Raw genomic sequence first — 26,168 nt, 5'->3', positions numbered from 1 at the left:
ACCGCCGTACGATCCGGCGGCGCGGCGCGGCCGGTACCCGCCCCGACCGGAAGATCCATGACGCCATGTTGAGATTCCTCGCCCGCCGCTCCCTCGGCGCGATCGTGATCCTCCTGCTGATCAGCGCGATCACCTTCTTCCTCTTCTTCGCCCTGCCCGCCGAGCCCGCCCGGCTCGCCTGCGGCAAGAGCTGCGACCCCGCCTCGCTCGCGATCATCAACAAGAACCTCGGCCTGGACGAGCCGGTGCCGGTGCAGTACGTGAAGTTCATGGCCGGGATCGTCGCCGGGCGCGACTTCGCGGTCGGGCACTGCGACGCCCCCTGCTTCGGCTACTCCTTCGTCAGCCAGGAGCCGGTGTGGGGCACCATCGTCGACCGCTTCCCGACCACCCTCTCGCTCGCCCTGGGCGGCGCCGCGGTGTTCCTGGTCTGCGGGATCGGCATCGGGATGGTCGCGGCCTGGCGGCGCGGCACCTGGATCGACAAGTTCTTCAGCTCGCTGTCGCTGCTGGGCGCGTCCCTACAGATCTACTTCGTCGGCGTGCTGTGCCTGGCCTGGTTCGTCAGCGGGCTGGGGATCATGGACCAGCCCGCCTACTACCCCTTCACCGACAACCCGGCGAAGTGGTTCAGCGGCATGCTGCTGCCCTGGCTGGTGCTTTCGCTGATCTTCATGGCCAACTACAGCCGCATGACCCGCTCCCAGATGGTCGAGCAGCTCCAGGAGGACCACGTCCGCACGGCCAGGGCCAAGGGCCTCTCCAGCCGGACGGTCTTCTTCCGCTACGCCTGGCGCGGCGCCATCGCCCCCATCGTCACCATCTTCGGCATCGACCTCGGCTCGCTCTTCGGCGGGGCGATGGTCACCGAGTACACCTTCACCCTGCACGGCATCGGACGGCTCGCCGTGGAGTCCGTCCAGCTGACCGATCTGCCGATGCTGATGGGCGTGATGCTGGTCAGCGCCGCGGCCATCGTGGCGTTCACCATCCTGGTCGACGCCGCCTACGCCGTCATCGACCCGCGCGTACGCCTCGCCTAGAAGGACGCCCGACGTGACCACCGACGCGACCCCAGCCTTCCTGTCCGTGACCGACCTGCACGTCCGCTTCGCCACCGAGGACGGCACCGTCAAGGCCGTGGACGGCCTCTCCTTCGACCTCGAACGCGGCCGGACGCTCGGCATCGTCGGCGAGTCCGGCTCCGGCAAGTCCGTCACCAACCTCACCGTGCTCGGCCTCCACGACCCGCGCACCACCACGGTCACCGGCGAGATCCGCCTCGACGGGCAGGAGCTGACCGGCGCGCCCGAACGCACCCTGGAGCGGCTGCGCGGCAACACCATGGCGATGATCTTCCAGGATCCGCTGACCGCCCTCTCGCCGTACTACACCGTCGGCCGCCAGATCGCCGAGCCGTACCGCAAGCACACCGGCGCCTCCAAGCGGGACGCCCGGCTGCGCGCCATCGAGATGCTGGAGAAGGTCGGCATCCCCAACCCGCGGCTGCGGGTGGACGACTATCCGCACCAGTTCTCCGGCGGGATGCGGCAGCGCGCCATGATCGCGATGGCGCTGGTCTGCGACCCCGATCTGCTGATCGCCGACGAGCCGACCACCGCCCTCGACGTCACCGTCCAGGCGCAGATCCTGGACCTCCTCAAGGAGCTCCAGCAGGAGTTCGGCTCCGCGATCATCCTGATCACCCACGATCTGGGCGTGGTCGCCAACACCGCCGACGACCTGCTGGTGATGTACGCGGGCCGGGCCGTCGAGCGCGGTACGGTCCGCGAGGTGCTGCGGGCGCCCCGGCATCCGTACACCTGGGGGCTGCTCAGCTCCATGCCGCGGCTGTCCTCCGCGGTCGACGAACCGCTCAGTCCCATCCCCGGCACCCCGCCGAGCCTCCTCGCCCCACCCCCCGGCTGCCCGTTCCACCCCCGGTGCGGGTACGTGGCGCAGGTGACCGATGACCGCTGCCGGGGCGAGCGCCCCGCGCTCCCGGACGGCCGGGGCGCCGCCTGCCACCTGGGCGCCGAGCGGACACAGACCCTGTTCACCGAGCAGATCAAGCCCCGGCTGGGCTGAGGAGCGCCTTCATGAGCATCGAGTCGGGCACCCCCGAACCCCTGCTGGTCGCCGAGAAGCTGACCAAGCACTTCCCGATCATGGGCGGCTTCCCCTTCCGGCGGAAGGTGGGCGCCGTCCAGGCCGTCGACGGCATCGACCTGACCGTGCACCCGGGCGAGAGCTTCGGGCTGGTCGGCGAGTCCGGCTGCGGCAAGTCCACCACCGGGCGGCTGCTGACCCGGCTGCTGGAGCCCACCGCCGGGCGGATCACCTACCGGGGCCGGGACATCACCCACGCGGACCGCAAACAGCTGGCGCCGGTCCGCTCCGAGATCCAGATGATCTTCCAGGATCCGTACTCCTCGCTGAACCCCCGGCAGACCGTCGGCACCATCATCTCCGGGCCCATGGAGATCAACGACATCCGCCCGCCCGGCGGCCGCGAGGCGCGGGTGCGCGAACTGCTGGAGACCGTCGGCCTCAACCCCGAGCACTACAACCGCTTCCCGCACGAGTTCTCCGGCGGCCAGCGCCAGCGCATCGGGGTCGCCCGCGCCCTCGCCCTCGAACCCCGGCTGATCGTCGCCGACGAGCCGGTCTCGGCGCTCGACGTCTCGATCCAGGCCCAGGTCGTCAACCTGCTCCAGCAACTCCAGCGCGAGCTGGGCATCGCGTTCCTCTTCATCGCCCATGACCTCGCCGTCGTACGGCACTTCTCGCAGCGCGTCGCGGTCATGTACCTCGGGAAGATCGTCGAGGTCGGCGACCGCGACTCCATCTACCGCCGCCCCCGCCACCCGTACACCCACGCCCTGCTGTCCGCCGTCCCGGACGCGGCCGTGGTGATGGACGACGACTCCCCCGCCGCCCACCGCGAACGCATCCGCCTCGCCGGCGACGTCCCCTCCCCCGTCGCCCCGCCCTCCGGCTGCCGCTTCCGCACCCGCTGCTGGAAGGCCCAGGACCTCTGCGCGCAGCAGGAGCCCCCGCTGCTGCGCATCGAGGGCAACCGCGAGGGCCACCTGTCCGCCTGCCACTTCCCCGAGGCCCCCACCACCGAGGCCCGCGACCAGGACATCGTCCTCGACCCGGCGCTGACCGCGGCCGACCGTTCGGGCAAGGACTGAACCGGGAACGTGTCGGAAAACCTTGACACGTCGGGAATCCCCGACGCATAGTGACGGTCATGGCGGCAGTCGATGTGTTCAGCGCTCTGGCCAATCCCGTACGACGCAAGCTGCTGGAAGTCCTCCAGGCCGGGCCGCGCTCGGCGGGCGACCTGGCGGGTGAGTTCGAGCTCAGCAGACCCGCGGTCTCCGAACACCTCACGGTGCTCAAGAACGCCCGGCTGGTGCGCGAGGAGCCCCGGGGGCGGCATCGCTACTACCACCTGGAAGCGGCGCCGCTCGCGGAAGTGGGCGAGTGGCTCCATCCCTTCGAGCACTACTGGCGCGCCCGCATGGGGGCGCTGCGCGATCTGATCGACGAGGAGAACCCGTGACCACCGACGACCCGGCCGCCATCCACTGCGACCAGTTCATCGCCCATCCGCCCGCCACCGTCTGGAAGGCCCTGACCGAGCCCGAGCTGCACGCGCGCTGGTGGGCCGCCGGGGACGTACGGCCGGTGGTGGGCCACCGGTTCACCCTGGACATGGGGAAGTGGGGGCAGCAGCCGTGCGAGGTGCTGGACGCCGAGCCCGAGCGCCTGCTGCGCTACAGCTTCGCCACGGGCACCCTCGACACCACGATCACCTGGCGGCTGGAGCCCGAGGGCACCGGCACTCGCCTCTTCCTCGAACACTGCGGCTTCGACCTCGACTCCCCGCTCGGCAGGACCGCGCTCGACGGCATGGGCGGCGGCTGGCCCGGCGTCCTCCGGACCATCGAATCGGCCCTGACCGCCGCCCAGCGCTAGGGGGTGTCCGCAAAGTCGCGTTGGATCAGCCCGCGGCGTCAGGGGGCACCTCCCAGCGGTAGCTGGGGGAGCGTGCCAGGCGTCGCGGGCCCGACGGGACTTTGCGGACACCCCCTGGTCAGCGGAAGCGCGAGAAGACGTGGGAGCGGCCCACGGTGGTGAAGCCGCGGCGCGCGTACCAGTGGCGCGGCCAGTCCTCCCCGTCGGCCACCAGGAACCGCAGGGCGCACCCCGCGGCCGCCGCCCGCTGGAGGGCGCCGGACAGCACGGCGTCGGCGTACCCGCGGCGCCGGGCGTGTTCGGCCGTGGCCACCTCCTCGATCTGGGCGATGCCGTCGGCGGGCTCCATGTAGAGGTCGGCCCAGGACGCGACCTCGCCGTCCTCGTCGTGCACGGCCAGGAACCGCACGTCCTCGGCCCCGTTCCGCCGGGCCGCCCGCCGTCCCACCATCTGACGCACCGTCTCCTCGTCGGCATCGGGCATCCACAGCCGCTGCTGGTTCGCCAGCGCCCGCCACAGCGGCCCGTACGGATCGGGCCCGAGGTCCATCTCCACGACCTGCCCCCGCCCGGGGGCCGGTTCCGGCACCGGTCCGGTGTGCGTCATCACCAGCTCGACCCCGTGCTCGTACCCCGCCAGGGTCAGCGCGGGCGCGCACGCGAGCCCGAGCCGGTCGTCGTGGACGCTGATCCGCCGGTGCGGCAGGTCCGCCATCGCCGCGTCCACGACGGCCGGTAGCTCCGTCGGATCGACGGGCCCGTCGATGTGGATCTCGTTGTGCTCGTGCGAGCGCGCGTACTGGTCGTGCCGCACCAGGAAGCCGCCCGGCACCGGCCTGACCTCGGCGGACTGGCGCCGCGCGAAGAGGAGCCGGAAGTCGACGGCGCGCTGAAGATCGTAGGGTCGTGCCATGGCTGTTTCTCGCCCTCCGGTCTATCAGGAGTACTACACCCGCACACCTTTTCAGTTTTTCTCGGGCGTCGGCTGGAAGCGGCTGGTCGCCTTCCGGGCCGATGAGCAAGGCGTCTTCTTGGGCGGCCCCCCGATCCGCTACCACAAGTTCAGCGTCACCGTGCCGTGGAGGGACATCGAGGCACTCGTCCTGTGGACGACGAAAAAGTTCATGGAGAAGCGGATCCGGCGCATCGGCCTGAAGCTCCGGCCGGACGTACCACACCTTCCCGGCCCCGACGAGAACATCTCGCCGGGACTCGCCGCGAGCGTCGCACCGCACATCGAGTATGAGGTCGTCAGAAACAACCGCGTCATCGCCTTCTGGAAGGTCGACCACGCCCGGCTCGCCACCGCCGTCCAGGCGTTCGCTCCCGATGTGCGGCGGGTCACCCACCCGCTGTACCGGCTCGACGACCGGAAGGGCGGCGGACCGGCGGACGTGCCCGATGTGCCCGACGTCTTCGGTCTCTTCTGAGGTCAGACGGCGGCGCGCTCCTCCGCGAAGTGGCACGCCGACGGGTGCGCGGCCCCGCCCGTCAGGGCCGTCGGCACCGCCAGGGCCGGGGCCTCCGCCGCGCAGCGGGCCTCGGCTCGCCAGCAGCGGGTGCGGAAGCGGCAGCCGGTGGGCGGGTCGGCCGGGGAGGGGACGTCGCCGGGGAGGAGGATGCGGGTCCGCACCTCCCGCGCCTCCGGGTCGGGGACCGGGACGGCGGACAGCAGGGCCTGGGTGTACGGGTGGGTCGGGTGGTCGTAGATCTCGGGGCCGGTGCCGGTCTCCGCGAAGCGGCCCAGGTACATCACGGCGACCCGGTCGCTGATGTGCCGGACCACCGACAGGTCGTGGGCGATGAAGACGTAGGAGAGGCCGAATGCGTCCTGGAGGCGTTCCAGCAGGTTGACCACCTGGGCCTGCACCGAGACGTCGAGCGCCGACACCGGTTCGTCCGCGACGATGACCTCGGGGCGCAGGGCCAGCCCGCGGGCGATGCCGATGCGCTGGCGCTGGCCGCCGGAGAACTGGTGCGGATAGCGGTTGATGTGCTCGGGGTTGAGGCCGACGACGTCCAGCAGCTCCTGGACCGCGCGTCGGCGGTCGCTCTTGGGGGCGGCCTCGGGGTGGATCTCGTACGGCTCTCCGACGATGTCCCCGACCGTCATCCGGGGGTTGAGCGAGGTGTACGGGTCCTGGAAGACCATCTGGATGTTGCGGTGGACGGCCCGCAGGGCGCGCCCGGACAGCCGCGCGATGTCCTCGCCCCGGTAGCGGATCGAACCGGCGGTCGGCCGCTCCAGACCGACCAGCAGCCGGGCGAGGGTGGACTTGCCGCAGCCGGACTCGCCGACGACACCGAGCGTCTCGCCGCGCCGCAGGTCGAAGGAGACCGTGTCGACCGCCCGGACCGCTCCGGTCTGCCGCTTGATCAGGGCGCCCCGGGTCAGCGGGTAGAGCTTGGCGAGGTCGCGTACTTCGAGGACGGGCGGGGCGGGGTCAGCCGCCGAGGGGGCCGACGGTACCGGCGGTGCCGAGGGGGTCGAGGGGGTCGAGGCCATGCAGCTCCTCCTTCCAGAAGTGGCAGGCGCTGGCCCGCCCCCGGGCCCCGGCATCGGTCACCTCGTACAGCGGCGGCCGGTCGGTGCGGCAGACGTCGCGGGCGCGCGGACAGCGGGGGTTGAAGGGGCAGCCCTGGGGAAGTGCGAGCGGGCTGGGCGGCAGCCCCTTGATCGCGTACAGCTCGCCGCCGCGCTGGTCCACGCGCGGGATGGAGTCGAGCAGTCCGCGGGTGTACGGGTGGGCGGGGCGCCGGTACAGCTCGCGCACCGGCGCGGTCTCCACGATCCGGCCCGCGTACATCACGGCGATGGTGTCGGCGACGTCGGCGACCACGCCCAGGTCGTGGGTGATGAGGATGAGCCCCATGGCGTACTCGCGGCGCAACTCCGCGAGCAGATCCATGACCTGGGCCTGGACGGTGACGTCGAGCGCGGTGGTCGGCTCGTCGGCGATGATCAGCTCCGGCTCCAGCGCGATCGCCATCGCGATCATGATGCGCTGGCGCATGCCGCCCGAGAACTGGTGCGGGTAGTCCCCGGCCCGCGCCGCCGCGGCCGGGATACGGACCCGGTCCATCAGCTCGACGGCCCGTGCCCGGGCGTCCTTGCGCGACATGCCGCGGTGCACCTGGTACATCTCGGCGAGCTGGGCGCCCACCGGGATCACCGGGTTGAGGGCGGACAGCGCGTCCTGGAAGATCATCGACATCTTGGCGCCGCGGATCCGGCGGCGCTCCTCGCCGCTCAGGGTCAGCAGGTCGCGCCCCTGGAAGAAGACCTTGCCGCCGGTGACGAGGGCGGGCGGGGAGTCGAGGATGCCCATGATCGCCTGGGCGGTCACGGACTTCCCCGACCCCGACTCGCCCAGCACGGCCAGCGTCCGCCCCGCGTCGACGGCGTAGCTCACCCCGCCGACGGCCTCGGCGACGCCGTCCCGGGTGCGGAAGGCGACGCGCAGGTCCCGTACGTCCAGCAGGCGGGCCACGGCTAGCGCAGCTTCGGGTCGAGGGCGTCGCGCACCGCGTCGCCGAGCATGATGAACGCGAGCACGGTGATGCTGAGCGCCGCCGCGGGCCACAGCAGCATGTGCGGGGCGTTGCGGATCTGGGTGGACGCGGACGAGATGTCGATGCCCCAGGAGACGGTGGGCGGCTTCAGCCCCACGCCGAGGAACGACAGGGTCGCCTCCAGCGCGATGTACGTGCCGAGCGCGATGGTGGCGACGACGATGACGGGGGCGACGGCGTTGGGCGCGATGTGCCGCAGCAGCATCCGGCCGTTGCCCGCCCCGAGGGTGCGCGCCGCGAGCACGTAGTCCTGCTGTTTGACGGTGACGACCGAGCCGCGGGCGATGCGGGAGATCTGCGGCCAGCCCAGCAGCACGATGAAGCCGACCACCGGCCACACCGAACCGCTGGTGACCACCGACAGGAAGACCAGGCCGCCGAGCAGGATCGGGATGCCGAAGAAGACGTCGGCGATCCGCGAGAGCAGGGAGTCCCACCAGCCGCCGAAGAATCCGGCGAGGCCGCCCAGCACGCTGCCGAGCAGGGCCGCGCCCGCGGTGGCGCAGATGCCGACGGTGATGGAGGCGCGGGCGCCGTAGACGGTGCGGGTGTAGACGTCCCGGCCCTGGAGGTCGAAGCCGAAGGGATGGCCGGGGGCCGGGCCGTCCTGCGCCTTGGCCAGGTTGCCCTGGTACGGGTTGCCGTCCGCGATCAGCTGCGGCCAGACCGCGATGGTGACGAGGAAGAGGATGACCAGCGCGGAGACCACGAAGACGGGGTTGCGGCGCAGATCGTGCCAGGCGTCGGACCACAGCCCGCGCGACCCGGGCGCCGGGCCACCGCCGGGGGCCGCGCCCCCGGCCGCCGCGCGCCGCGCGGCGAGGCTCAGCCGCAGCCGCGGGAGGGTGAGGCGGCGCCACGGTCGGCCCCGTGGCCCGCCCTCCAGGGTCGCGGTGCCGGTGGCGGCGAGGTCCACCGGCCGGTCGGAGGGCGTATCGGGTGGCGCTTCAAGGGGCTCATAGGGCTCAGGCATACCGGATCCTCGGGTCGAGCACGGCGTAGAGGAGGTCGACGAGCAGATTGGCGAGCAGGAAGACGATCACCAGGATGGTGACGAAGCCGACCACGGTCGGCGAGTTCTGGCGCAGGATGCCCTGGTAGAGCTGGTAGCCCACGCCATGGATGTTGAAGATCCGCTCGGTGACGATGGCCCCGCCCATGAGCGCGCCGATGTCGGTGCCGATGAAGGTCACCACCGGGATCAGCGAGGTGCGCAGCAGATGCCGGACGACGATCCGGCGGCGCGGCAGCCCCTTGGCGACGGCGGTGCGGACGTAGTCGGCGCGGGCGTTCTCGACGAGCGAGGTGCGGGTGAGGCGGGTGGTGTACGCGAGGGACACCAGACCCAGCACCACCCCGGGCAGCAGCAGTTCGGTGAACGGTGCCTCCGGGGCGACGGACGGCCGGGCCCAGCCCCACCGCACGCCGAACACGTACTGGAGCACGGTGCCGCTGACGAACGTCGGGATGGACACCACGACCAGGGTGAGCAGCAGCACCGAGGTGTCCAGGCCGCGGCCGCGGCGCAGTCCGCTGAGCACGCCGAGGGTGATGCCGAGCGCCATCTCGAAGACGACGGCGACGATGGTGAGCCGCAGGGTGACGGGGAACGCGTCGGCCATCAGCTCGGTGACCGGCTGGCCATTGAAGGCGGTGCCGAACCGGCCGCCGAAGACCTGCCCCATGTAGTGGACGTACTGGCTCCACAGCGGTTCGTCGAGGTAGAGGTCCTTGCGGATGCGGGCCGCTGTGGCGGGGTCCGGGGCCTTGTCGCCGAACAGGGCGGCGACCGGGTCGCCGAGCGCGTAGACCATGAAGAAGATCAGGAAGGTGGCGCCGAGGAAGACCGGGATCATCTGCGCCAGCCGCCGCAGCACATAGCGGCCCATGGCTCAGCCGACCCTGATCTGGTGGTAGACGGGCACGCTGAACTGGTTGAGCGTCACGTCGCGGAGCCGGGGCGCATAGCCCGCGCTGCCGTTCTGGTACCACAGCGGGATGGCGGGCATCTGCCGGGCGAGGATCTTCTCGGCGTCCTGGAATGCGGTGATGGAAGCCCCGTCGGCGGACGCCGCGTTGGCCTGGTTCACCAGCCGGTCGAAGCCGGTGTCGCTCCAGTGGCCGTCGTTGGAGGAGGCGTCGGTGTAATACAGCGGCTGGAGGAAGTTCTGGATCAGCGGATAGTCCATCTGCCAGCCCGCCCGGAAGGGGCCGGTCATCCGCTTCCCGGCCATCTTGTTGCGGTAGTCCGCGAAGGTGCCGACCGGTCTGCCGACGCACGCCCGGTCGCTGCGCAGCACGGTGTTGATGCTGTTGCAGACGGCGTCGACCCAGTCCTTGTGGGAGCCGGTGTCGGCGTTGTACGTGATCGTCATCCGGCCGCCGGGCAGCCCGCCGCCCGCCGCGATCAGCTTCCGCGCCCGGCCCGGGTCGTAACGGCAGGCGTCCCCGCACAGCCCCGGCTGGTAGCCGCCCTGGCGGCGCAGCACCGGGGAGGTCCAGTCGGTGGCGGGGGTGCGGGTGCCGCGGAAGATCCGGTCGGTGATCTGCGCGCGGTTGATCGCCATGGAAATGCCGCGGCGCAGCTTCGCCCGGGCGGGACCGCTCCACGCCTTGTCGTACATGGGGAAGGTGAGGGTCTGGATGATCCCGGCGGGCTGGTTGATGTAGCGGTCGCCGAGGTCGGAGCGGACGAACTTCAGCTGCTGGGCCGGGACATCGTCCACCAGATCGAGATTGCCCGCCTGGAGATCGGTGTAGGCGGTGTTGCTGTCGGTGTAGACGCGGAGGTCGACGCCTTTGTTACGGGCCTTGTCGGGGCCCCGGTAACCGTCCCAGGCGCGCAGCTTCATGACCGAGCCCTTGTCGTACGACCGCACCTGGTACGGGCCGTTGCCGACGGGCTTCTTCAGCCATGCCGCGTGGTCCTCGAAGAAGGCCCGGGGCAGCGGCGCGTAGGCGTTGTAGCCGAGCGTCTTGGGCCAGGAGGAGAACTTCTGGGTGAGCCGGACGGTGAAGGTCCGCTCCCCCGTCACCCGCAGCCCGGAGAGGGTGCGGGCGGTGGGGCGGCCGGTGGCGGGGTGGACCTTGGCGTATCCCTCGATGTACTCGAAGAAGTAGGCGTTGCGCTGCTTGTTGTCGAGCAGGGCGCCGTAATTCCAGGCGTCGGTGAAGGACTTCGCGGTAACCTTCTCGCCGTTGCCGAACCGCCGCCCCTTCTTGATGGTGACGGTGTACGTGCGCTGGTCGTCGGTGGTGATCCGGTCCGCGAGCGCGTCCTTGGCCTCGCCGGTCGCCGGATCGTACCGCTTGAGCCCCCGGAAGATCATGTCGAGGACCTTGCCGCCCTGGACGTCGTTGGTGTTGGCGGGCTCCAGCGGGTTCGGCGGGTCGCCCCAGGAGGAGCGGACGATGCCGTCGGCCGAGCCGGAGTCGCTTCCGCAGCCCGCGAGGGCCGGGACGGCGGCCACGCAGAGGGCGCACAGCACACACCGGGCACGCAGGACGTGCTGGGCTCCGCGCATGGCGCCTCCCGAGGATCCGGTCCAAGATCGCCTCAGATCCTCATGACACCCCAGGGCAGGGCGGTGCGCACGCCGGTGACCGCTGTCCGTGGCAGCGGCCCGGTAGCACCCGGAAACGGCATCAGGAACGCCATTGGTAAAGCGCGAGCCGAGCGGTACGTCCCGCGCTCGGCAAGCGCTTTCTATTCACTGTCGCCCATGGAGCCCCATGTTTCAAGAGCGCTTCCACGAGTTGTCATCGATGTGTTAAATCGATTCAAGCACCACCACGCACAAGCGCTTCAGCGATCTTGGGGTGGCCGAGAAGCGGACCGCTCGCCCTGCTCGCGCCGGCCTGGCGGGAGGGGGCGAGGGTCGAGGGGCAGCGCACGGCGATCCGGGGCTGTGCCACGGCTGGGGCGGGCTGCTGCACGACCGGGACCGCGCTGGCGCTGGACGCCTACGCCGAGGGCGGCACCCGGGCCGGGTGGGACATGGCCCTGCTGGTGGCCTGAGGCGGGGAAACGCGAAGGGCACCCGGCCGATGGCCGGGTGCCCCGCGTCGAGCGTCACGCGTGCTACGCGTGCACCACGTCCTTCTCCTCGGCGAAGTGGCACGCCGACTCATGCGCCGCGAGCGAGTCGGTACCGGCGAAGCGCTCGGGGATGGCGAGCAGCGGCACCTCCTTGGCGCACTTGTCCTCGGCCTTCCAGCAGCGGGTGCGGAAGCGGCAGCCCGAGGGCGGGTTGGCCGGGGAGGGGACGTCGCCGGTGAGGATGATGCGCTCCCGGCCCTCGCGCGCCTCCGGGTCCGGGACCGGGACGGCGGACAGCAGGGCCTGGGTGTACGGATGCGTCGGGTGGTCGTAGATCTCGGCGTCGGTGCCGATCTCGGCCATCTTGCCCAGGTACATCACGCCGACCCGGTCGGAGATGTGGCGGACGATGGACAGGTCGTGGGCGATGAAGATGTAGGACAGGTTGAACTCGTCCTGGAGCTTCTCCATCAGGTTGATGACCTGCGCCTGCACCGACACGTCCAGCGCCGAGACCGGCTCGTCGCAGATGATGATCTCCGGGTTGAGCGCGAGGCCGCGGGCGATGCCGATGCGCTGGCGCTGACCGCCGGAGAACTGGTGCGGATAGCGGTTGATGTACTCGGGGTTGAGGCCGACGACGTCCAGCAGCTCCTGGACCTTGCGCCGCCGGTCGCCCTTGGGCGCGGCCTCGGGGTGGATCTCGTACGGCTCGCCGATGATGTCGCCCACCGTCATCCGGGGGTTCAGCGAGGTGTACGGGTCCTGGAACACCATCTGGATGTTGCGGCGGACCGCCCGCAGGGCGCGCCCGGACAGCTTGGTGATGTCCTGGCCCTTGTAGAACACCTCGCCCGCGGTGGCGCTCTCCAGGGTCATCAGCAGCTTGGCGACGGTCGACTTGCCGCAGCCGGACTCGCCCACGATGCCGAGCGTCTCGCCCTGGTAGAGGTCGAAGGAGATGCCGTCGACCGCCTTGACCGCGCCGACCTGCTTCTTGAAGAGGATGCCCTGGGTCAGCGGGAAGTGCTTGACCAGGTTGCGCACCTGGAGGATCGGCTCCCCGCTGCCGACCTCGGCATCGAGGGCGGCCACCGCCTCGTCCTCGGTGGCGGCGTCGACCGTCGTCACCTCGGTGATGCCGTGGGGGGCGGCCGCGGCTTCCGTGGCCTTGGTGACGTCCACGGCCTTGTCGTTCTTCTCCGTCTCAGCCATGGATCGTCTCCTTCCAGAAGTGGCACGCACTGCCGCGGCCCAGCAGTTCGGTACCGTCCTGCTCGGCGACCGCGGCGAGCGCCGGGACCTCCGTGGTGCAGATGTCCTGGGCCTTCGGGCAGCGCGGGTTGAAGGCGCAGCCGGTGGGGATCTTGAGCAGGTTGGGCGGCAGCCCCTTGATCGCGTACAGCTCCTGGCCCTTGTGGTCCAGCCGCGGGATGGAGTCGAGCAGTCCCTTGGTGTACGGGTGGGCGGGGCGCTTGTACAGCTCGTGCACGGGGGCGGTCTCCACGATCCGGCCCGCGTACATCACCGCGATCTTGTCGGCGACGTCCGCGACCACGCCCAGGTCGTGGGTGATCAGGATCAGGCCCATGTTGTACTCGCGCTGGAGTTCCGCGAGCAGGTCCATCACCTGGGCCTGGACGGTCACGTCGAGCGCGGTGGTCGGCTCGTCGGCGATGATCAGGTCCGGCTCCAGGGCCAGCGCCATGGCGATCATGATGCGCTGGCGCATACCGCCGGAGAACTGGTGCGGGTAGTCGCCCACTCGCTGCTTGGCGGCGGGGATGCGGACCCGCTCCATCAGCTCGATGGCCTTGGCCTTGGCGTCCTTCTTGGACAGCCCCTGGTGGACCCGGAACATCTCGCCGAGCTGGTAGCCGACGGAGAGCACCGGGTTCAGCGCGGAGAGCGCGTCCTGGAAGATCATGGCGATCCTGCGGCCGCGGATCTTGCGGCGCTCCTCCGGGACCATGGTGAGCATGTCCTCGCCGCGGAAGAGGATCTGACCCTGCGGGATCTTGCCGGGCGGCATGTCCAGGATGCCCATGATGGCCTGCGCGGTCACGGACTTGCCGGAGCCGGACTCGCCGAGCACGGCGAGGGTCTCGCCCGCGCTCACGGAGTAGCTGACGCCGTTGACGGCCTTGGCGACGCCGTCCCGGGTGTGGAACTCCACGTGCAGATCGCGGACTTCCAGCAGCGGCCCGCCGCCTGTGTCCTCGACGCGCGCGGAGGGCTCCGCGCCGGTCTTCTCGATGGTGGTCACGTACGCCTCCCTCAGCGCAGCTTGGGGTCGAAGGCGTCGCGCACCGCGTCGCCGAGCAGGATGAACGACAGCACGGTCAGGCTCAGGAAGGTGGCCGGGACGAGCAGCACGTGCGGGGCGTCCCGCAGCACGTTCTGCGCGTCCGAGATGTCCACGCCCCACGAGACCGTCGACTGGAGCCCGATGCCCAGGTAGGACAGGGTCGCCTCGGCGGAGACGAAGCCGCCGAGCGCGATGGTCGCCACGACGATCACCGGGGCCAGGGTGTTGGGCAGGATGTGCCGGAGCAAGATGCGGGTGGTGCCCGCGCCGAGCGCCCGGGCCGCCGTCACGAAGTCGGCCTGCTTCTGGGTGATGACCGCGCCGCGCATCACGCGGGCGAGCGGCATCCAGCCGAACGTGGCCAGGGCCAGCACCACGGTCCAGATCGTGCGGTGGGTGAACGCCTGGAGCAGCACCATGCCACCGAGCAGCAGCGGGATGCCGAAGAAGATGTCGGTGAGCCGGGAGAGCAGCGTGTCGAGCAGGCCGCCGAAGTATCCCGCGAACATGCCGATCACACCGCCGACGAGGGTGACCCCGAGGGTCACGCAGAAGCCGATGATGACCGAGGCGCGGGCGCCGTAGATCGTCCGGGCGTAGACGCTCTGGCCCTGGCCGTTGTAGCCGAACCAGTCCGGCTGGAAGAAGTGCCCCCACTCCGGCTTGCCCAGGTAGTGGTTGCGCAGATCGGCGTGGCCCGGGTCGGTGCTGGTGAACAGGCTGGGCACGGCCGCCATCAGCAGGAAGAGCACGAGCAGCACCGCGGAGACCCAGAAGATGGGGTTGCTGCGCAGCTCGCGCCAGGCGTCCTGGCCCAGGCTGCGCGCCTTGGTGATCTCGCTGCCGCCCGGCAGGGGCGCGGCCGCGGCCGCCGTTACGGGCCCGCCCTCGGGGGCCAGAGTTTTCTCAGGCATAGCGGATCCTCGGGTCCAGGACTGCGTACAACAGGTCGACGACCAGGCTGCTCACCAGGTAGACGAGGACGAGCACGGTCACGATGCCGACGACGGTGGGACCCTCACTGGTCTGGATGGCCCGGAAGAGCGTGTTGCCCACACCCTGGATGTTGAAGATGCCCTCGGTGACGATCGCGCCGCCCATCAGGGTGCCGAGGTCGGTGCCGAGGAACGTGACGACGGGGATGAGCGAGTTGCGCATCAGGTGCACGCCGATGATGCGGCGCCGCGGCAGGCCCTTGGCGAGCGCGGTGCGCATGTAGTCGGCGCGCAGGTTCTCCACCACGGTCGTCCGGGTCAGCCGGGACACATAGGCGAGCGACAGCGCGCCCAGCACCAGGGCCGGCGCGAGGAGCTGCTGGATGTCCATGGAGTCCTGGACGGTCGGGGTGATGACCTTCCATTTGAGGCCGAACAGGAACACGGTGACGAAGCCGATCACGAACACCGGGATCGAGGTCACGATCAGGGTGAACACCAGCACGAACCGGTCCAGGAACTTGCCGCGCATCAGACCGGTCACCACGCCCAGGGTGACGCCGATGACGATCTCGATGCCGAAGGCGAGCAGCGCCAGCCGGATGGTGACCGGGAAGGCGTCGGCCATCAGGTCGGCGACCGGGCGGCCGGTGAAGCTCTGCCCGAAGTCGCCCTTGAACAGCCCGGTGATGTAGTCCCAGTACTGGGTCATCAGGGGCTTGTCGAGGCCGAATTGATGGCGCAGTCGCTCGACCGTTGCGGGGTCGGAGGCCCGCTGGCCGAAGAGCGCTTTGACGGGATCGCCGGGCAGCGAATACACCATCAGAAAGATGAGCAGTGTGGTCCCGATGAAGACCGGGATCATCTGGAGCAGTCGCCTCGCGACGTATCGCCCCATGGGTGTCCTCCTGTCGCCGACGCGGCCGGTGACCGCCCGTCCGTGAGGGGACGGGCGGTCACCGGGGCTGCGTCACTGCAATCCGTACGACTACTTCTTGACCTCGACGTCGGTCCAGATCGCCTGGCGGAACGTGTCGAACTTGACGTTCTGGACGTTCTTGGAGTGACCGCCGTTGGTGTGGTCGAAGAAGAGCGGGATGGAGGGCATGGTGTCCTTGAGCTTCGCCTCGGCCTGCGCGTAGAGCTTGTTGGACTCCTCGATGGTCTTGGCCTTGTCGGCCTCCTCCATCAGCTTGTCGAGCTTCTTGTCGCTGAAGCCGGAGTCATTGGCGCCGGCGCCGGTGCGGTACTGCTCGGCGATGAAGTTGGAGATGTTCGGGAAGTCCTGGACCCAGGCCATCCGGAACGCGCTGTTCATCTTGTGCTCGGTGATCTCGGTGCGCAGCTGCTGGAACGTCGCGCGGGGCTCGGCCTCGCACGGGACGCCGGCGTTCTGCTTGATGTCGTTGCAGACCGCCTCCGCCCATTCCTTGTTGCCGCCGTCGGCGTTGTAGGCGATGGTCATCTTGTTGCCGGGGACGCCGCCGCCGTCCTTGATGAACTGCTTCGCCTTCTTCGGGTCGAACTTGCAGTACTCACCGCAGGCGCCTGGCTGGTAGCCCTCGACGACCTTCGGGGTCCAGCCGTCGGCCGCGTCCTTCGAGCCCTTGAGCGCGGTCTTGGCGATGGTCTCGCGGTCGATCGCCATGGACAGACCCTGACGGACCTTGGCCTTCTCCGGCTTCGCCCATTCCTTGTCGTACAGCGGGAAGGCGATGGTGGTGTTGCCGCCGAACATCTGGTCGGCGGCGCGGTCGCCCAGGTCGGTCTTGTAGACGTTGATCGACGACGGCGGGACCTGGTACATCACGTCCAGCTTGTCGGAGACCAGGTCGTTGTAGGCGCTCTCGTCCTTGTTGTAGAACTTGAAGATGATGCCGCCGTTCTTGGGCTTGTCCACACCCGTGTAACCGGCGTACTTCTTCACCTTGAACTGGACCTTGTGCTCCCACTTGCCGTCGACCTCGTAGGGGCCGTTGCCGATGGGGGCCTCGCCGAACTTCTTCGGGTCCTTGTAGAAGGCCTTGGGCAGCGGGTAGAAGGCGTCGTAGAAGAGCCGGTCCTTGAAGGTGGAGACCGGGTGCGACAGATCGATGGTGAACTCGTTGTCGTTCACCACCTTCAGACCCGACATCTTGTCGGCCTTCGGGTCGCCCTTCTCCGGGTGGACCTCGTCGTAGCCCTTGATGTCGGCGAACCAGGAGGAGTTCAGCTGCGCGTTCTTGGCGTTGGCGCCGTAGTTCCAGGCGTCCACGAAGGAGCTGGCCGTCACCGGCTCACCGTTGTGGAACTTCCAGCCCTTCTTCAGCTTCACCGTGAAGTGCTGGTTGTCCTTCGACTCCACGCTCTGGGCGACCTGGTTGCGCAGGTTGCCCTTGACGTCGTAGTCGACGAGGCCGCGGAAGAGGTTCTTCAGGATGTAACCGCCGCCGACCTCGTTGGTGTTGGTCGGGATCAGCGGGTTCTGCGGCTCGACATCCTGATAGGTGTACACACCGTTCGGGTCGACGGCCGCATTCTCGCCGTCACCGCTGTCACCGCCGCCACCACAAGCGGTCGCGCCCAGTGCCACGACCGCGGCCATCGCGACCCACTTGGCGCTCTTGGCACCACGCATGGGTTTGCCTCCTCCGGAGTCCTCTGCTGCTACGAGAGGGGTGTCCGGGAATGCGCTGACACCCCTGACAGCGAAAGGGACCGGACCCCCCAGGTGTGCTCGTAGGTCCGCGCTCCCCACAGCGTGCGACCCGTTGACCCGAGCTCAATGGACCCCATGATTGAGCACGCCAGCCCCGTAAACCACACCTTATGGGTCTCGCTTTGGTCACATCATCTACGCGCGGAGCTTCGAAATCCGGACAAAACTGCCGCAGACAGACACACGCGAAACGGACTGTTAACACATCATGCGGAGCCCGAACTCCGATATCCGGACGCCACGTGCCGGATATCCGCTTGACGGGCAGCCCCCTCCCTGACACGACGGCAGCCCGGGCTCCGCCGAGAAGCGGAAGCCCGGGCTGCCGGGGCGTACGGAGGCGTACGTCAGCGCTCGACACGCACCATCAACGCTTGGCGCGCGACGCGGCGCGGCCGCGCTCCTTCTGGTCGAGCACGACCTTACGGATGCGGACCGTCTCCGGGGTGACCTCGACGCACTCGTCGTCGCGGCAGAACTCCAGGGACTGCTCCAGCGAGAGCAGCCGCGGCGGCACCAGGGACTCGGTCACGTCCGCGGTCGAGGACCGCATGTTGGTGAGCTTCTTCTCCTTGGTGATGTTCACGTCCATGTCGTCGGCGCGCGAGTTCTCGCCGACGATCATGCCCTCGTACACCTCGGTGCCCGGCGAGGTGAAGAGCACGCCGCGCTCCTGGAGGTTGGTCATCGCGAAGGCGGTCACCGCGCCCGAGCGGTCGGCCACCAGGGAGCCGCTGTTACGGGTGCGCAGCTCGCCGAACCACGGCTCGTGGCCCTCGAAGATGGAGTGCGCGATACCGGTGCCGCGGGTCTGGGTCAGGAACTCGGTGCGGAAGCCGATGAGGCCGCGGGACGGCACGATCCACTCCATGCGGATCCAGCCGGAACCGTGGTTGGTCATGGTCTCCATGCGCCCCTTGCGGGTCGCCATCAGCTGGGTGATGGCGCCGAGGTGCTCCTCCGGCGCGTCGATGGTCAGGCGCTCGATCGGCTCGTGGAGCTTGCCGTCGACCTCCTTGGTGACCACCTCGGGCTTGCCGACGGTCAGCTCGAAGCCCTCCCGGCGCATCGTCTCGACCAGGATCGCCAGCGCCAGCTCACCGCGGCCCTGCACCTCCCAGGCGTCGGGGCGCTCGGTCGGCAGCACGCGCAGCGAGACGTTGCCGATCAGCTCCTTCTCGAGGCGGTCCTTGACCAGCCGGGCGGTGACCTTGTGGCCCTTGCCGCCCTTGCCGACCAGCGGCGAGGTGTTGGTGCCGATGGTCATCGAGATCGCGGGCTCGTCGACGGTGATCAGCGGCAGCGCGATCGGGTTCTCCGGGTCGGCCAGGGTCTCGCCGATCATGATGTCCGGGATACCGGCCACGGCGCAGATGTCGCCCGGCCCGGCCACCTCGGCGGGCTTGCGGGTGAGCGCCTCGGTCATCATCAGCTCGGTGATGCGGACGTTGGAGATCGAGCCGTCGCGCTTGATCCAGGCGACGGTCTGGCCCTTCTTCAGCTCGCCCTGCTCGACGCGGAGCAGCGCGATCCGGCCGAGGAAGTTGTCCGCGTCCAGGTTGGTGACGTGGGCCTGGAGCGGGGCGGCCGCGTCGTACTCGGGCGCCGGGACGGTCTCCAGCAGGGTGACGAAGAACGGCCAGAGGCTGTCGCTGTCGGCCGGGACGGTGCCGTCCTCCGGCTTGGTCAGCGAGGCGACGCCGTCACGGGCGCAGGCGTAGACGATCGGGAACTCGATCTGCTCCTCGGTCGCGTCCAGGTCCAGGAACAGGTCGTACGTCTCGTTGACGACGTCGTCGATCCGGGAGTCCGGGCGGTCCGTCTTGTTGATGCACAGGATGACCGGCAGCTTGGCCTGGAGCGCCTTGCGCAGCACGAAGCGGGTCTGCGGCAGCGGGCCCTCGGAGGCGTCCACCAGCAGCACCACGGCGTCGACCATGGACAGACCGCGCTCGACCTCACCGCCGAAGTCGGCGTGGCCGGGGGTGTCGATGATGTTGATGGTGACGGGGTCGCTGCCGTCCGCCGGGTGGTACTTCACCGCGGTGTTCTTCGCGAGAATGGTGATGCCCTTCTCGCGCTCCAGGTCGTTGGAGTCCATGACCCGGTCGTCGACCTGCTGGTGCGCGGCGAACGCGCCGGCCTGCTTGAGCATGGCGTCGACGAGGGTCGTCTTTCCGTGGTCGACGTGGGCGACGATGGCAACGTTACGAATGTCGTGGCGCGTGGGCATACGAGCGCGCTTCTCCCGGTTTCGTGGGTGGCAGCGCGCTCCTTTGTCCGGCGCGCCTTTCCGCCGGGCTGCTTACGCCACGGCCTCACCCCATGGTAAGGGGACGGCGCGGGGACGGATGCCGCCACCCGTCCCCGCGCCGTCCCGCCCGCTCACCGCACGGCTTCTCGCCTACTTACGGAAGCCGATGTCCTGGTAGCGGGGAGTGGCGAAGCCGAACGCTCCGGCGTTGCCCACGGTCTTCCGGACGGCGACCAGCTGCGGGGGCTGGTACAGCGGGATCGACCCGGCCGCCGCCCAGATCCGGGCGTCCGCACGGCCGACCAGGGCGCGCGAGGCGCCGCCGTCCAGCTCGGTGAGCGCCTCGTCGAAGAGCTGGTCGATCTGGTCCGTACCGACCCGGGTGTAGTTCTGCTCCACCACCAGCGAGCCGTCCGCGGCGGGCTGGGGCTTGGCATAGATCGGGCGGCCGTCGGTGGCCGGGTAGGCGGAGGCGGGCCAGGAGTAGAGGGCCAGGTCGTACTTGCCGGTGGCGATGTGGTCCTTGAAGAAGGAGTCGCTCTTCACCTTGGTGATCTCGGTGCGGACGCCGATCTCCTCCAGCATCCGGCCGATGCGCGTCCCGACGGCGCGCAGCGAGCCGCCGGAGTCGGACGGGACGACGAAGCGCAGCACCAGCGGCCGTCCCTTCTTCCGCACGACGCCCGGGCGGGCGCGCCCGGACCGCTCGTCCGTCTTGCCGTCGACGGACTTCTGGCGGGCGGAGGAGCCGCCGGGGCGCCAGCCCGCGTCGGCGAGCAGGGACTGCGCGGCCTGGGTGTCGGGGCCGCCGAGGGCGCCGCTGTGGTCCTTGTAGCCCTTCTGCTCGGACATCAGCAGATGGTTGCCCAGCGGCTCGGTGGGCAGCCCGAACGGCTTCAGCACGAGCTTGGCGAGCGCCTGCCGGTCGATCGCGCGGGCCACCGCGCGGCGCACCCGCTCATCCGCGAGCGGGCCCTTGGTGCCGTTGATGGCGAGCTGGGTGTACGCGGGGTCCAGGGCCGTGCGCAGCGCGTACCGGCGCAGGGCCACCGCCTCGGAGCGCTCGACCCCCTGCGCCTTCCCGGCGTCCGCCCGCTCGGCCTCCGCCCGGGCGCGCGTGGCGTCCGCGGCGTCCTGTCCGTGGGTCTCCAGCCCGGGCGCGCCCGCCTTGCCGGAGGGGTGCAGCCTGGCCCCGGCGGCCCGCTTCCCGGCGGGCTCGGCGGCCTGGATGCGGCGCGCCGTCGACCGGTCGACCTCGGCCATGTCGAGGGTCCCGTCGACCAGGGCGGCGGCCCGCTTGCCCGCCGGGACGGCCTCGAAGACCAGCCGGTTCAGCCGCGCCCGGTCGCCCCACCACGTGGGGTTCCGTACGAGGGTGACGGAGGTGTCCTTCACCGCGCGGACCATGAAGGGGCCGGAGGTGACGGGGAGCCCCTTGCGGGCCCCGGCGTTGAAGACGGCCGGGTTGCTCATCATGCGCTTCGGGTACAGCGGCGTGAACAGCGACCGCCAGTCGGTGTACGGCTTGGCGAAGGTGACCTTGACCTCGTGGTCCTTCTCCCCCGGCTGGATCCTGGCGATGCGGTCGTACCCGGCGTTGCGCGCGGTCCAGTAGGCGTTCTCCGTGCCGCGCAGGGCCTTCCACTGGGCGGAGAAGTCCTCCGCGCCGAGCGGGCGGCCGTCGCTCCACACCGCCTTGGGGTTGAGCTTGTAGACCACGACCTGCTTGGGCTCGCGCGAGACCACCTCGGCGGACTCCAGGTAGTCGCCGTTGCGCTGCGGGCGGCCGCGGGCGTCGAGGGTGTGGAGCGCGGGCAGCACGGCCCCGGCGATCCGCTCGGTGCCGGTGTCGGCGGAGGTCTGGAAGGCGTTGAAGGTCGCGGGCCGGGCGTCCAGCGCCCAGCGCAGCGTGCCGCCGGGGGCGGTCTGCGCACGGGAGGCCGGGGCGATGTCCCGGGCCGCGGGCGACGGAGGTCCGTCGTCGTCGCCGGAGCTGCACCCGGTGAGGGCGGGCAGCGGCAGCAGCACTCCCGCGGCGAGCAGCACGGCGCAGCGTCGCTTGTCGATGGACATGGCTCGTGACCTCCGGGGTGTGCCGATATTAAGCGCATTTCGCACATTTTGACGCCTGTCGCATATACTCCTTACTCAAAGCGACGGATCATGAGACAGCACCTCGGGACGGCCATGGAGGGGACAGGATCACCCGACCGGATCAGTGCGACCGGCGCGCACCCCGGCGCACGGCGGCGTGATCACGCCGGTGACTCCGCCAATCGCGGCAGATCCCTTCCCAACCAGGACTGTGACGCGTAACACTCGCTGTCGCATGAGCGCCGCCAACCGCAACCGCGGAAGTGAGGGCAAGTCATGTCCTTGAACGACGACTTGACGGCCGTCCAACGCTGTCTCGACGAGCTGGTCCGTTCCGTCACCCGGCTGGAAGACCGGGTCGGCGCCGGCGGGCTGGAGATACGACGGGTCCGCACCGATGCGGACCACCTGCGCGAAAGTCTCGCCCTGCTGCGCGATACGGCCCCCGGCGCGGAACGGCCGCGCCCCGAGATGGTCCCGGTCCCCGACGCCCCGTACAACAGCGCGCTGTGGTCGGACGTCGACGACGAGGGTCTCGGCGCGCGCGACCGTCACGCTCCTTAAACGGGGTCGCCCGGCGCGTACCCGGCCCGACGGGTCCGCGCCCGACCGTCCCCCACACCACTCCACCGCGGAGTTTTCCTTGGCCACTGGCACCGACCCCCAAGCCGCCACGCCCTCCGAGCGGGAAGCGGCCACGAGCGGCGTGCGCAGCCCGTCGCGCGCCGCCATCCCCGCCCGCCATCTGCGGACCGACCGCTGGTGGCTGGCGCCCGCGGTCACCGCCGCCGGGCTGTTCGCGTTCATCGTCTACTCGACGTGGCGGGCCTTCGCCGGCGACAACTACTACGCCGAGCCGTACGTCTCCCCGTTCTACTCGCCGTGCATCGCCCAGAACTGCGTCCCCATGAAGGGCGGCGCGAACTGGGAGATCTTCGGCGCGTGGTGGGGCCTGTCCCCCGCCCTGCTGATCCTGATCTTCCCGCTCGGCTTCCGGCTGACCTGCTACTACTACCGCAAGGCGTATTACCGGGGCTTCTGGGCCTCACCACCGGCCTGCGCGGTCGCCGAGCCGCGCGCCAACTACACCGGCGAGACCCGCTTCCCGCTCATCCTCCAGAACATCCACCGCTACTTCTTCTACTTCGCGGTGATCGTCGCGGGGATCCTCACCTATGACGCCGTGCTCGCCTTCCGGGACGAACACGGCCGGTGGGGTCACATGGGCCTCGGCACCCTGGTGCTGCTCGCCAACATCGCGCTGATCTGGGCGTACACCCTCTCCTGCCACTCCTGCCGGCACATCGTCGGCGGCCGGCTCAAGCACTTCTCCCGGCATCCGGTGCGCTACCGGCTCTGGGGCTGGGTCAGCTCGCTCAACGCGCGCCACATGGAGCTGGCCTGGGCGTCGCTGATCAGTGTCGCCGTCGCCGACTTCTATGTGTTCCTGCTGGCGAGCGGCGCCTTCGACGACCCCCGGTTCTTCTAGGAGAGGTGCCTCAACGATGACGCAAGTCGAACGTCAGGCCTGGGACGTGGTCGTGATCGGCGCGGGCGGCGCCGGGCTGCGGGCCGCGATCGAGGCACGCGAACAGGGCATGCGCTGCGCCGTCATCTGCAAGTCGCTGTTCGGCAAGGCCCATACGGTGATGGCCGAGGGCGGCATCGCCGCCAGCATGGGCAATGTCAACGAGGGCGACAACTGGCAGGTGCACTTCCGCGACACCATGCGCGGCGGCAAGTTCCTCAACCACTGGCGGATGGCCGAGCTGCACGCCCAAGAGGCCCCGGACCGGGTCTGGGAGCTGGAGACCTGGGGCGCGCTCTTCGACCGCACCCCGGACGGCAGGATCTCCCAGCGGAACTTCGGCGGCCACGAGTACCCGCGGCTCGCCCACGTCGGCGACCGCACAGGACTGGAGCTGATCCGCACCCTCCAGCAGAAGATCGTCTCCCTCCAGCAGGAGGACAAGGCCGAGACCGGCGACTACGAGTCCCGGCTCAAGGTCTTCCAGGAGTGCACGGTCACCCGCATCGTCAAGGACGCGGCGGGCGAGAAGGTCGCCGGGGTCTTCGGCTACGAACGGGAGTCCGGCCGCTTCTTCGCGATCGAGGCCCCGGCCGTGGTGCTGGCCACCGGCGGCATCGGCAAGTCCTTCAAGGTGACCTCCAACTCCTGGGAGTACACCGGCGACGGCCACGCGCTGGCCCTCCTCGCCGGGGCCCCGCTGATCAACATGGAGTTCGTGCAGTTCCACCCGACCGGCATGGTCTGGCCGCCCTCGGTCAAGGGGATCCTCGTCACCGAGTCGGTGCGCGGTGACGGCGGAGTGCTGCGCAACAGCGACGGCAAGCGGTTCATGTTCGACTACATTCCGGACGTCTTCAAGGAGAAGTACGCCCAGTCCGAGGACGAGGGCGACCGCTGGTACGAGGACCCGGACCACAACCGCCGCCCGCCCGAGCTGCTCCCCCGCGACGAGGTGGCCCGCGCCATCAACTCCGAGGTCAAGGCGGGCCGCGGCTCCCCGCACGGCGGGGTCTTCCTCGACGTCTCCACCCGGATGCCCGCCGAGGTGATCACGCGGCGGCTGCCGTCCATGCACCACCAGTTCAAGGAGCTGGCCGACGTCGACATCACGGCCGAGCCCATGGAGGTCGGCCCCACCTGCCACTACGTGATGGGCGGGGTGGACGTCGACCCGGACACCGCGGCCGCGAGCGGCGTCCCCGGCCTCTTCGCCGCGGGCGAGGTCGCGGGCGGTATGCACGGCTCCAACCGGCTCGGCGGCAACTCCCTCTCCGACCTGCTGGTCTTCGGCCGCCGCGCCGGGCTCCACGCGGCCCGGTACGCACGGGAGACCGCCGCGTCCGGCACCCGCCCGGTGCCCGACGACGCCCAGCTGGACCTGGCGGCGGCCGAGGCGCTGCGGCCGTTCAGCGCCGAGGACGGCGAGGTGCCGTCCCCCGTGTCCGCGGGCTCCGCGGCCGAGCAGCCGCCCGGCCCCGCCGAGAATCCGTACACGCTGCACCAGGAACTCCAGCAGACCATGAACGACCTGGTGGGCATCATCCGGCGGGCCGGTGAGATGGAGGACGCGCTGCACCGGCTGGCGGCGCTGCGGGTCCGGGCGCGGCGGGCCGGGGTCGAGGGCCACCGGCAGTTCAACCCCGGCTGGCACCTGGCCATCGACCTGCGCAACATGCTGCTGGTCAGCGAGTGCGTGGCGCGCGCCGCCCTGGAGCGCACCGAGAGCCGCGGCGGGCACACCCGCGACGACTATCCCGAGATGGACCGCGAATGGCGCCGGGTCAACCTGGTCTGCCGCCTCTCCGACCCGTCGGCCGGTCTCGCCGCGCCGGCCGATCCCGGGCGCGGGCAGATCCGGCTGGAGCGGCGCGAGACGCCGCCCATCCGGCCCGACCTGCTGAACCTGTTCGAAAAGGACGAGCTGGTGAAGTACCTGACGGACGAGGAGCTGACCCAGTGAGCGCGTACGAGGCCCACTTCAGGGTGTGGCGGGGCGATGTGGACGGCGGCGGTCTGCGGGACTTCCGCGTCGAGGTCAATGAGGGCGAAGTCGTTTTGGACATCGTCCACCGCCTCCAGGCGACCCAGGCACCGGACCTGGCGGTCCGCTGGAACTGCAAGGCGGGCAAATGCGGCTCGTGCAGCGCCGAGATCAACGGACGGCCGCGGCTGCTGTGCATGACGCGGATGTCGGTTTTCAGCCGCGACGAGACGATCACCGTGACGCCGCTGCGGGCCTTCCCGGTCGTCCGTGACCTGGTCACGGACGTGTCCTACAACTACACCAAGGCCCGGGAGGTGCCGTCCTTCGTCCCGCCGGAGGGACTGGGCCCGGGCGAGTACCGGATGCAGCAGGAGGACGTGGGGCGCTCGCAGGAGTTCCGCAAGTGCATCGAGTGCTTCCTGTGCCAGGACACCTGTCACGTCCTGCGCGACTTCGAGCAGAACAAGGAGGCGTTCGCGGGTCCGCGCTTCCTGATGCGGGTGTCGGAGCTGGACATGCATCCGCTGGACGCGGCGGGCGAGGCCGGGATCGACCGCAAGCGGACCGCCCAGGACGAGCACGGTCTCGGCTACTGCAACATCACCAAGTGCTGCACGGAGGTCTGCCCCGAGGGGATCAAGATCACCGACAATGCGCTGATCCCGCTCAAGGAGCGGGCCGTGGACCGCAAGTACGACCCCCTGGTCTGGCTGGGCAACAAGATCCGCCGCCGGGAGGGCTAGTCTGGCGTCTCGCGGGCCCGTG

24 protein-coding genes are annotated in these 26,168 nt (G+C 70.0%); 11 read left to right on the top strand and 13 right to left on the bottom strand.

The genetic code is table 11. The features are described from left to right. The first annotated feature begins 65 nt into the window (after positions 1 to 65). From LCH29_RS16790 to LCH29_RS16770, 5 genes are read left to right on the top strand one after another with little or no spacing between them, the layout of a single operon-like run. On the top strand, positions 66 to 1,043 hold the full coding sequence (locus LCH29_RS16790; protein ID WP_446462542.1) for an ABC transporter permease: 978 nt from the start codon (positions 66 to 68) through the stop codon (positions 1,041 to 1,043). Between the two features lie 13 nt (positions 1,044 to 1,056). Beyond that, a complete protein-coding gene (locus LCH29_RS16785) occupies positions 1,057 to 2,088 on the top strand; it encodes an ABC transporter ATP-binding protein (protein WP_446462541.1) in 1,032 nt (343 codons plus the stop codon). A gap of 11 nt (positions 2,089 to 2,099) precedes the next feature. Further along, entirely contained in the window at positions 2,100 to 3,197 is a 1,098-nt protein-coding gene (locus LCH29_RS16780; protein WP_446462540.1) for an ABC transporter ATP-binding protein, read from the top strand. Between the two features lie 59 nt (positions 3,198 to 3,256). After that, complete coding sequence (locus tag LCH29_RS16775; protein ID WP_446462539.1) at positions 3,257 to 3,571, top strand: ArsR/SmtB family transcription factor; 315 nt, start codon at positions 3,257 to 3,259, stop codon at positions 3,569 to 3,571. Beyond that, positions 3,568 to 3,987, top strand: a complete 420-nt coding sequence (locus LCH29_RS16770) for an SRPBCC family protein (protein WP_446462538.1) — start codon at positions 3,568 to 3,570, stop codon at positions 3,985 to 3,987. Before LCH29_RS16775 ends, LCH29_RS16770 begins: the two co-directional genes overlap by 4 nt. 118 nt (positions 3,988 to 4,105) lie before the next feature. On the opposite strand, the gene LCH29_RS16765 is transcribed toward LCH29_RS16770, so the two are convergent. Next, complete coding sequence (locus LCH29_RS16765) at positions 4,106 to 4,900, bottom strand: GNAT family N-acetyltransferase (RefSeq protein ID WP_446462537.1); 795 nt, start codon at positions 4,898 to 4,900, stop codon at positions 4,106 to 4,108. Between LCH29_RS16765 and LCH29_RS16760 the strand changes: the two genes are divergently transcribed. After that, a complete protein-coding gene (locus LCH29_RS16760; RefSeq protein ID WP_446462536.1) occupies positions 4,899 to 5,417 on the top strand; it encodes a hypothetical protein in 519 nt (172 codons plus the stop codon). The two genes, LCH29_RS16765 and LCH29_RS16760, sit on opposite strands and share 2 nt — an antisense overlap. 2 nt (positions 5,418 to 5,419) lie before the next feature. Here LCH29_RS16760 and LCH29_RS16755 read toward each other — a convergent pair whose 3' ends face one another. From LCH29_RS16755 to LCH29_RS16735, 5 genes are read right to left on the bottom strand one after another with little or no spacing between them, the layout of a single operon-like run. After that, the gene (locus LCH29_RS16755) at positions 5,420 to 6,493 is read right to left on the bottom strand and encodes an ABC transporter ATP-binding protein (RefSeq protein WP_446462535.1); all 1,074 of its coding nucleotides are present in this window, start codon (positions 6,491 to 6,493) and stop codon (positions 5,420 to 5,422) included. Next, entirely contained in the window at positions 6,432 to 7,478 is a 1,047-nt protein-coding gene (locus LCH29_RS16750) for an ABC transporter ATP-binding protein (protein WP_446462534.1), read from the bottom strand. Before LCH29_RS16750 ends, LCH29_RS16755 begins: the two co-directional genes overlap by 62 nt. Before the next feature lie 2 nt (positions 7,479 to 7,480). Further along, entirely contained in the window at positions 7,481 to 8,533 is a 1,053-nt protein-coding gene (locus LCH29_RS16745; protein WP_446462533.1) for an ABC transporter permease, read from the bottom strand. Then, entirely contained in the window at positions 8,526 to 9,449 is a 924-nt protein-coding gene (locus LCH29_RS16740; protein ID WP_123107861.1) for an ABC transporter permease, read from the bottom strand. The genes LCH29_RS16745 and LCH29_RS16740 overlap by 8 nt, the downstream gene beginning before the upstream one ends. Positions 9,450 to 9,452: 3 nt before the next feature. Beyond that, the gene (locus LCH29_RS16735; protein WP_446462532.1) at positions 9,453 to 11,084 is read right to left on the bottom strand and encodes a peptide ABC transporter substrate-binding protein; all 1,632 of its coding nucleotides are present in this window, start codon (positions 11,082 to 11,084) and stop codon (positions 9,453 to 9,455) included. Positions 11,085 to 11,374: 290 nt separating this feature from the next. Between LCH29_RS16735 and LCH29_RS16730 the strand changes: the two genes are divergently transcribed. Further along, entirely contained in the window at positions 11,375 to 11,578 is a 204-nt protein-coding gene (locus LCH29_RS16730; RefSeq protein WP_446462531.1) for a hypothetical protein, read from the top strand. A 63-nt stretch (positions 11,579 to 11,641) separates the two neighbouring features. Here LCH29_RS16730 and LCH29_RS16725 read toward each other — a convergent pair whose 3' ends face one another. From LCH29_RS16725 to LCH29_RS16695, 7 genes are all read right to left on the bottom strand, one after another. After that, complete coding sequence (locus LCH29_RS16725) at positions 11,642 to 12,814, bottom strand: ABC transporter ATP-binding protein (protein ID WP_446462530.1); 1,173 nt, start codon at positions 12,812 to 12,814, stop codon at positions 11,642 to 11,644. Continuing rightward, on the bottom strand, positions 12,807 to 13,865 hold the full coding sequence (locus tag LCH29_RS16720; RefSeq protein ID WP_446462529.1) for an ABC transporter ATP-binding protein: 1,059 nt from the start codon (positions 13,863 to 13,865) through the stop codon (positions 12,807 to 12,809). The genes LCH29_RS16725 and LCH29_RS16720 overlap by 8 nt, the downstream gene beginning before the upstream one ends. A gap of 11 nt (positions 13,866 to 13,876) precedes the next feature. Further along, entirely contained in the window at positions 13,877 to 14,821 is a 945-nt protein-coding gene (locus LCH29_RS16715) for an ABC transporter permease (protein WP_446462528.1), read from the bottom strand. Next, complete coding sequence (locus LCH29_RS16710) at positions 14,814 to 15,740, bottom strand: ABC transporter permease (RefSeq protein WP_446462527.1); 927 nt, start codon at positions 15,738 to 15,740, stop codon at positions 14,814 to 14,816. The genes LCH29_RS16715 and LCH29_RS16710 overlap by 8 nt, the downstream gene beginning before the upstream one ends. Positions 15,741 to 15,830: 90 nt before the next feature. Next, positions 15,831 to 17,459, bottom strand: a complete 1,629-nt coding sequence (locus LCH29_RS16705; RefSeq protein ID WP_446462526.1) for a peptide ABC transporter substrate-binding protein — start codon at positions 17,457 to 17,459, stop codon at positions 15,831 to 15,833. A 448-nt stretch (positions 17,460 to 17,907) separates the two neighbouring features. Continuing rightward, entirely contained in the window at positions 17,908 to 19,773 is a 1,866-nt protein-coding gene (typA, locus tag LCH29_RS16700) for a translational GTPase TypA (protein WP_446462525.1), read from the bottom strand. A 171-nt stretch (positions 19,774 to 19,944) separates the two neighbouring features. Then, entirely contained in the window at positions 19,945 to 21,867 is a 1,923-nt protein-coding gene (locus LCH29_RS16695) for an ABC transporter family substrate-binding protein (RefSeq protein ID WP_446462524.1), read from the bottom strand. A gap of 297 nt (positions 21,868 to 22,164) precedes the next feature. Here LCH29_RS16695 and LCH29_RS16690 point away from each other — a divergent pair, with 297 nt between their 5' ends. The 4 genes from LCH29_RS16690 to LCH29_RS16675 all read left to right on the top strand — a co-directional run bounded on the left by LCH29_RS16690 (position 22,165) and on the right by LCH29_RS16675 (position 26,146). Further along, positions 22,165 to 22,452, top strand: a complete 288-nt coding sequence (locus LCH29_RS16690) for a hypothetical protein (protein ID WP_009715311.1) — start codon at positions 22,165 to 22,167, stop codon at positions 22,450 to 22,452. Positions 22,453 to 22,531: 79 nt separating this feature from the next. Next, a complete protein-coding gene (locus tag LCH29_RS16685) occupies positions 22,532 to 23,377 on the top strand; it encodes a hypothetical protein (RefSeq protein ID WP_446462523.1) in 846 nt (281 codons plus the stop codon). A gap of 16 nt (positions 23,378 to 23,393) precedes the next feature. Then, on the top strand, positions 23,394 to 25,379 hold the full coding sequence (locus tag LCH29_RS16680; RefSeq protein WP_446462522.1) for a fumarate reductase/succinate dehydrogenase flavoprotein subunit: 1,986 nt from the start codon (positions 23,394 to 23,396) through the stop codon (positions 25,377 to 25,379). Continuing rightward, positions 25,376 to 26,146, top strand: a complete 771-nt coding sequence (locus tag LCH29_RS16675; RefSeq protein ID WP_446462521.1) for a succinate dehydrogenase/fumarate reductase iron-sulfur subunit — start codon at positions 25,376 to 25,378, stop codon at positions 26,144 to 26,146. Before LCH29_RS16680 ends, LCH29_RS16675 begins: the two co-directional genes overlap by 4 nt. Positions 26,147 to 26,168: the final 22 nt, after the last annotated feature.

The organism is Streptomyces sp. BRA346, assembly GCF_052851135.1.
The sequence above is the reverse complement of the archived record's forward strand: the minus strand, read 5'-3'. Positions and strand labels throughout refer to the sequence as shown.

Excerpts from the sequence above, each read along its gene's own strand:
- LCH29_RS16705 (WP_446462526.1), bottom strand. The coding sequence starts at position 17,459 with ATGCGTGGTGCCAAGAGCGCCAAGTGGGTCGCGATGGCCGCGGTCGTG.
- LCH29_RS16690 (WP_009715311.1), top strand. The coding sequence starts at position 22,165 with ATGTCCTTGAACGACGACTTGACGGCCGTCCAACGCTGTCTCGACGAG.
- LCH29_RS16765 (WP_446462537.1), bottom strand. The coding sequence starts at position 4,900 with ATGGCACGACCCTACGATCTTCAGCGCGCCGTCGACTTCCGGCTCCTC.
- typA (WP_446462525.1), bottom strand. The coding sequence starts at position 19,773 with ATGCCCACGCGCCACGACATTCGTAACGTTGCCATCGTCGCCCACGTC.
- LCH29_RS16790 (WP_446462542.1), top strand. The coding sequence starts at position 66 with ATGTTGAGATTCCTCGCCCGCCGCTCCCTCGGCGCGATCGTGATCCTC.
- LCH29_RS16725 (WP_446462530.1), bottom strand. The coding sequence starts at position 12,814 with ATGGCTGAGACGGAGAAGAACGACAAGGCCGTGGACGTCACCAAGGCC.
- LCH29_RS16740 (WP_123107861.1), bottom strand. The coding sequence starts at position 9,449 with ATGGGCCGCTATGTGCTGCGGCGGCTGGCGCAGATGATCCCGGTCTTC.
- LCH29_RS16680 (WP_446462522.1), top strand. The coding sequence starts at position 23,394 with ATGACGCAAGTCGAACGTCAGGCCTGGGACGTGGTCGTGATCGGCGCG.
- LCH29_RS16715 (WP_446462528.1), bottom strand. The coding sequence starts at position 14,821 with ATGCCTGAGAAAACTCTGGCCCCCGAGGGCGGGCCCGTAACGGCGGCC.
- LCH29_RS16710 (WP_446462527.1), bottom strand. The coding sequence starts at position 15,740 with ATGGGGCGATACGTCGCGAGGCGACTGCTCCAGATGATCCCGGTCTTC.
- LCH29_RS16775 (WP_446462539.1), top strand. The coding sequence starts at position 3,257 with ATGGCGGCAGTCGATGTGTTCAGCGCTCTGGCCAATCCCGTACGACGC.
- LCH29_RS16760 (WP_446462536.1), top strand. The coding sequence starts at position 4,899 with ATGGCTGTTTCTCGCCCTCCGGTCTATCAGGAGTACTACACCCGCACA.
- LCH29_RS16735 (WP_446462532.1), bottom strand. The coding sequence starts at position 11,084 with ATGCGCGGAGCCCAGCACGTCCTGCGTGCCCGGTGTGTGCTGTGCGCC.
- LCH29_RS16755 (WP_446462535.1), bottom strand. The coding sequence starts at position 6,493 with ATGGCCTCGACCCCCTCGACCCCCTCGGCACCGCCGGTACCGTCGGCC.
- LCH29_RS16780 (WP_446462540.1), top strand. The coding sequence starts at position 2,100 with ATGAGCATCGAGTCGGGCACCCCCGAACCCCTGCTGGTCGCCGAGAAG.
- LCH29_RS16695 (WP_446462524.1), bottom strand. The coding sequence starts at position 21,867 with ATGTCCATCGACAAGCGACGCTGCGCCGTGCTGCTCGCCGCGGGAGTG.
- LCH29_RS16745 (WP_446462533.1), bottom strand. The coding sequence starts at position 8,533 with ATGCCTGAGCCCTATGAGCCCCTTGAAGCGCCACCCGATACGCCCTCC.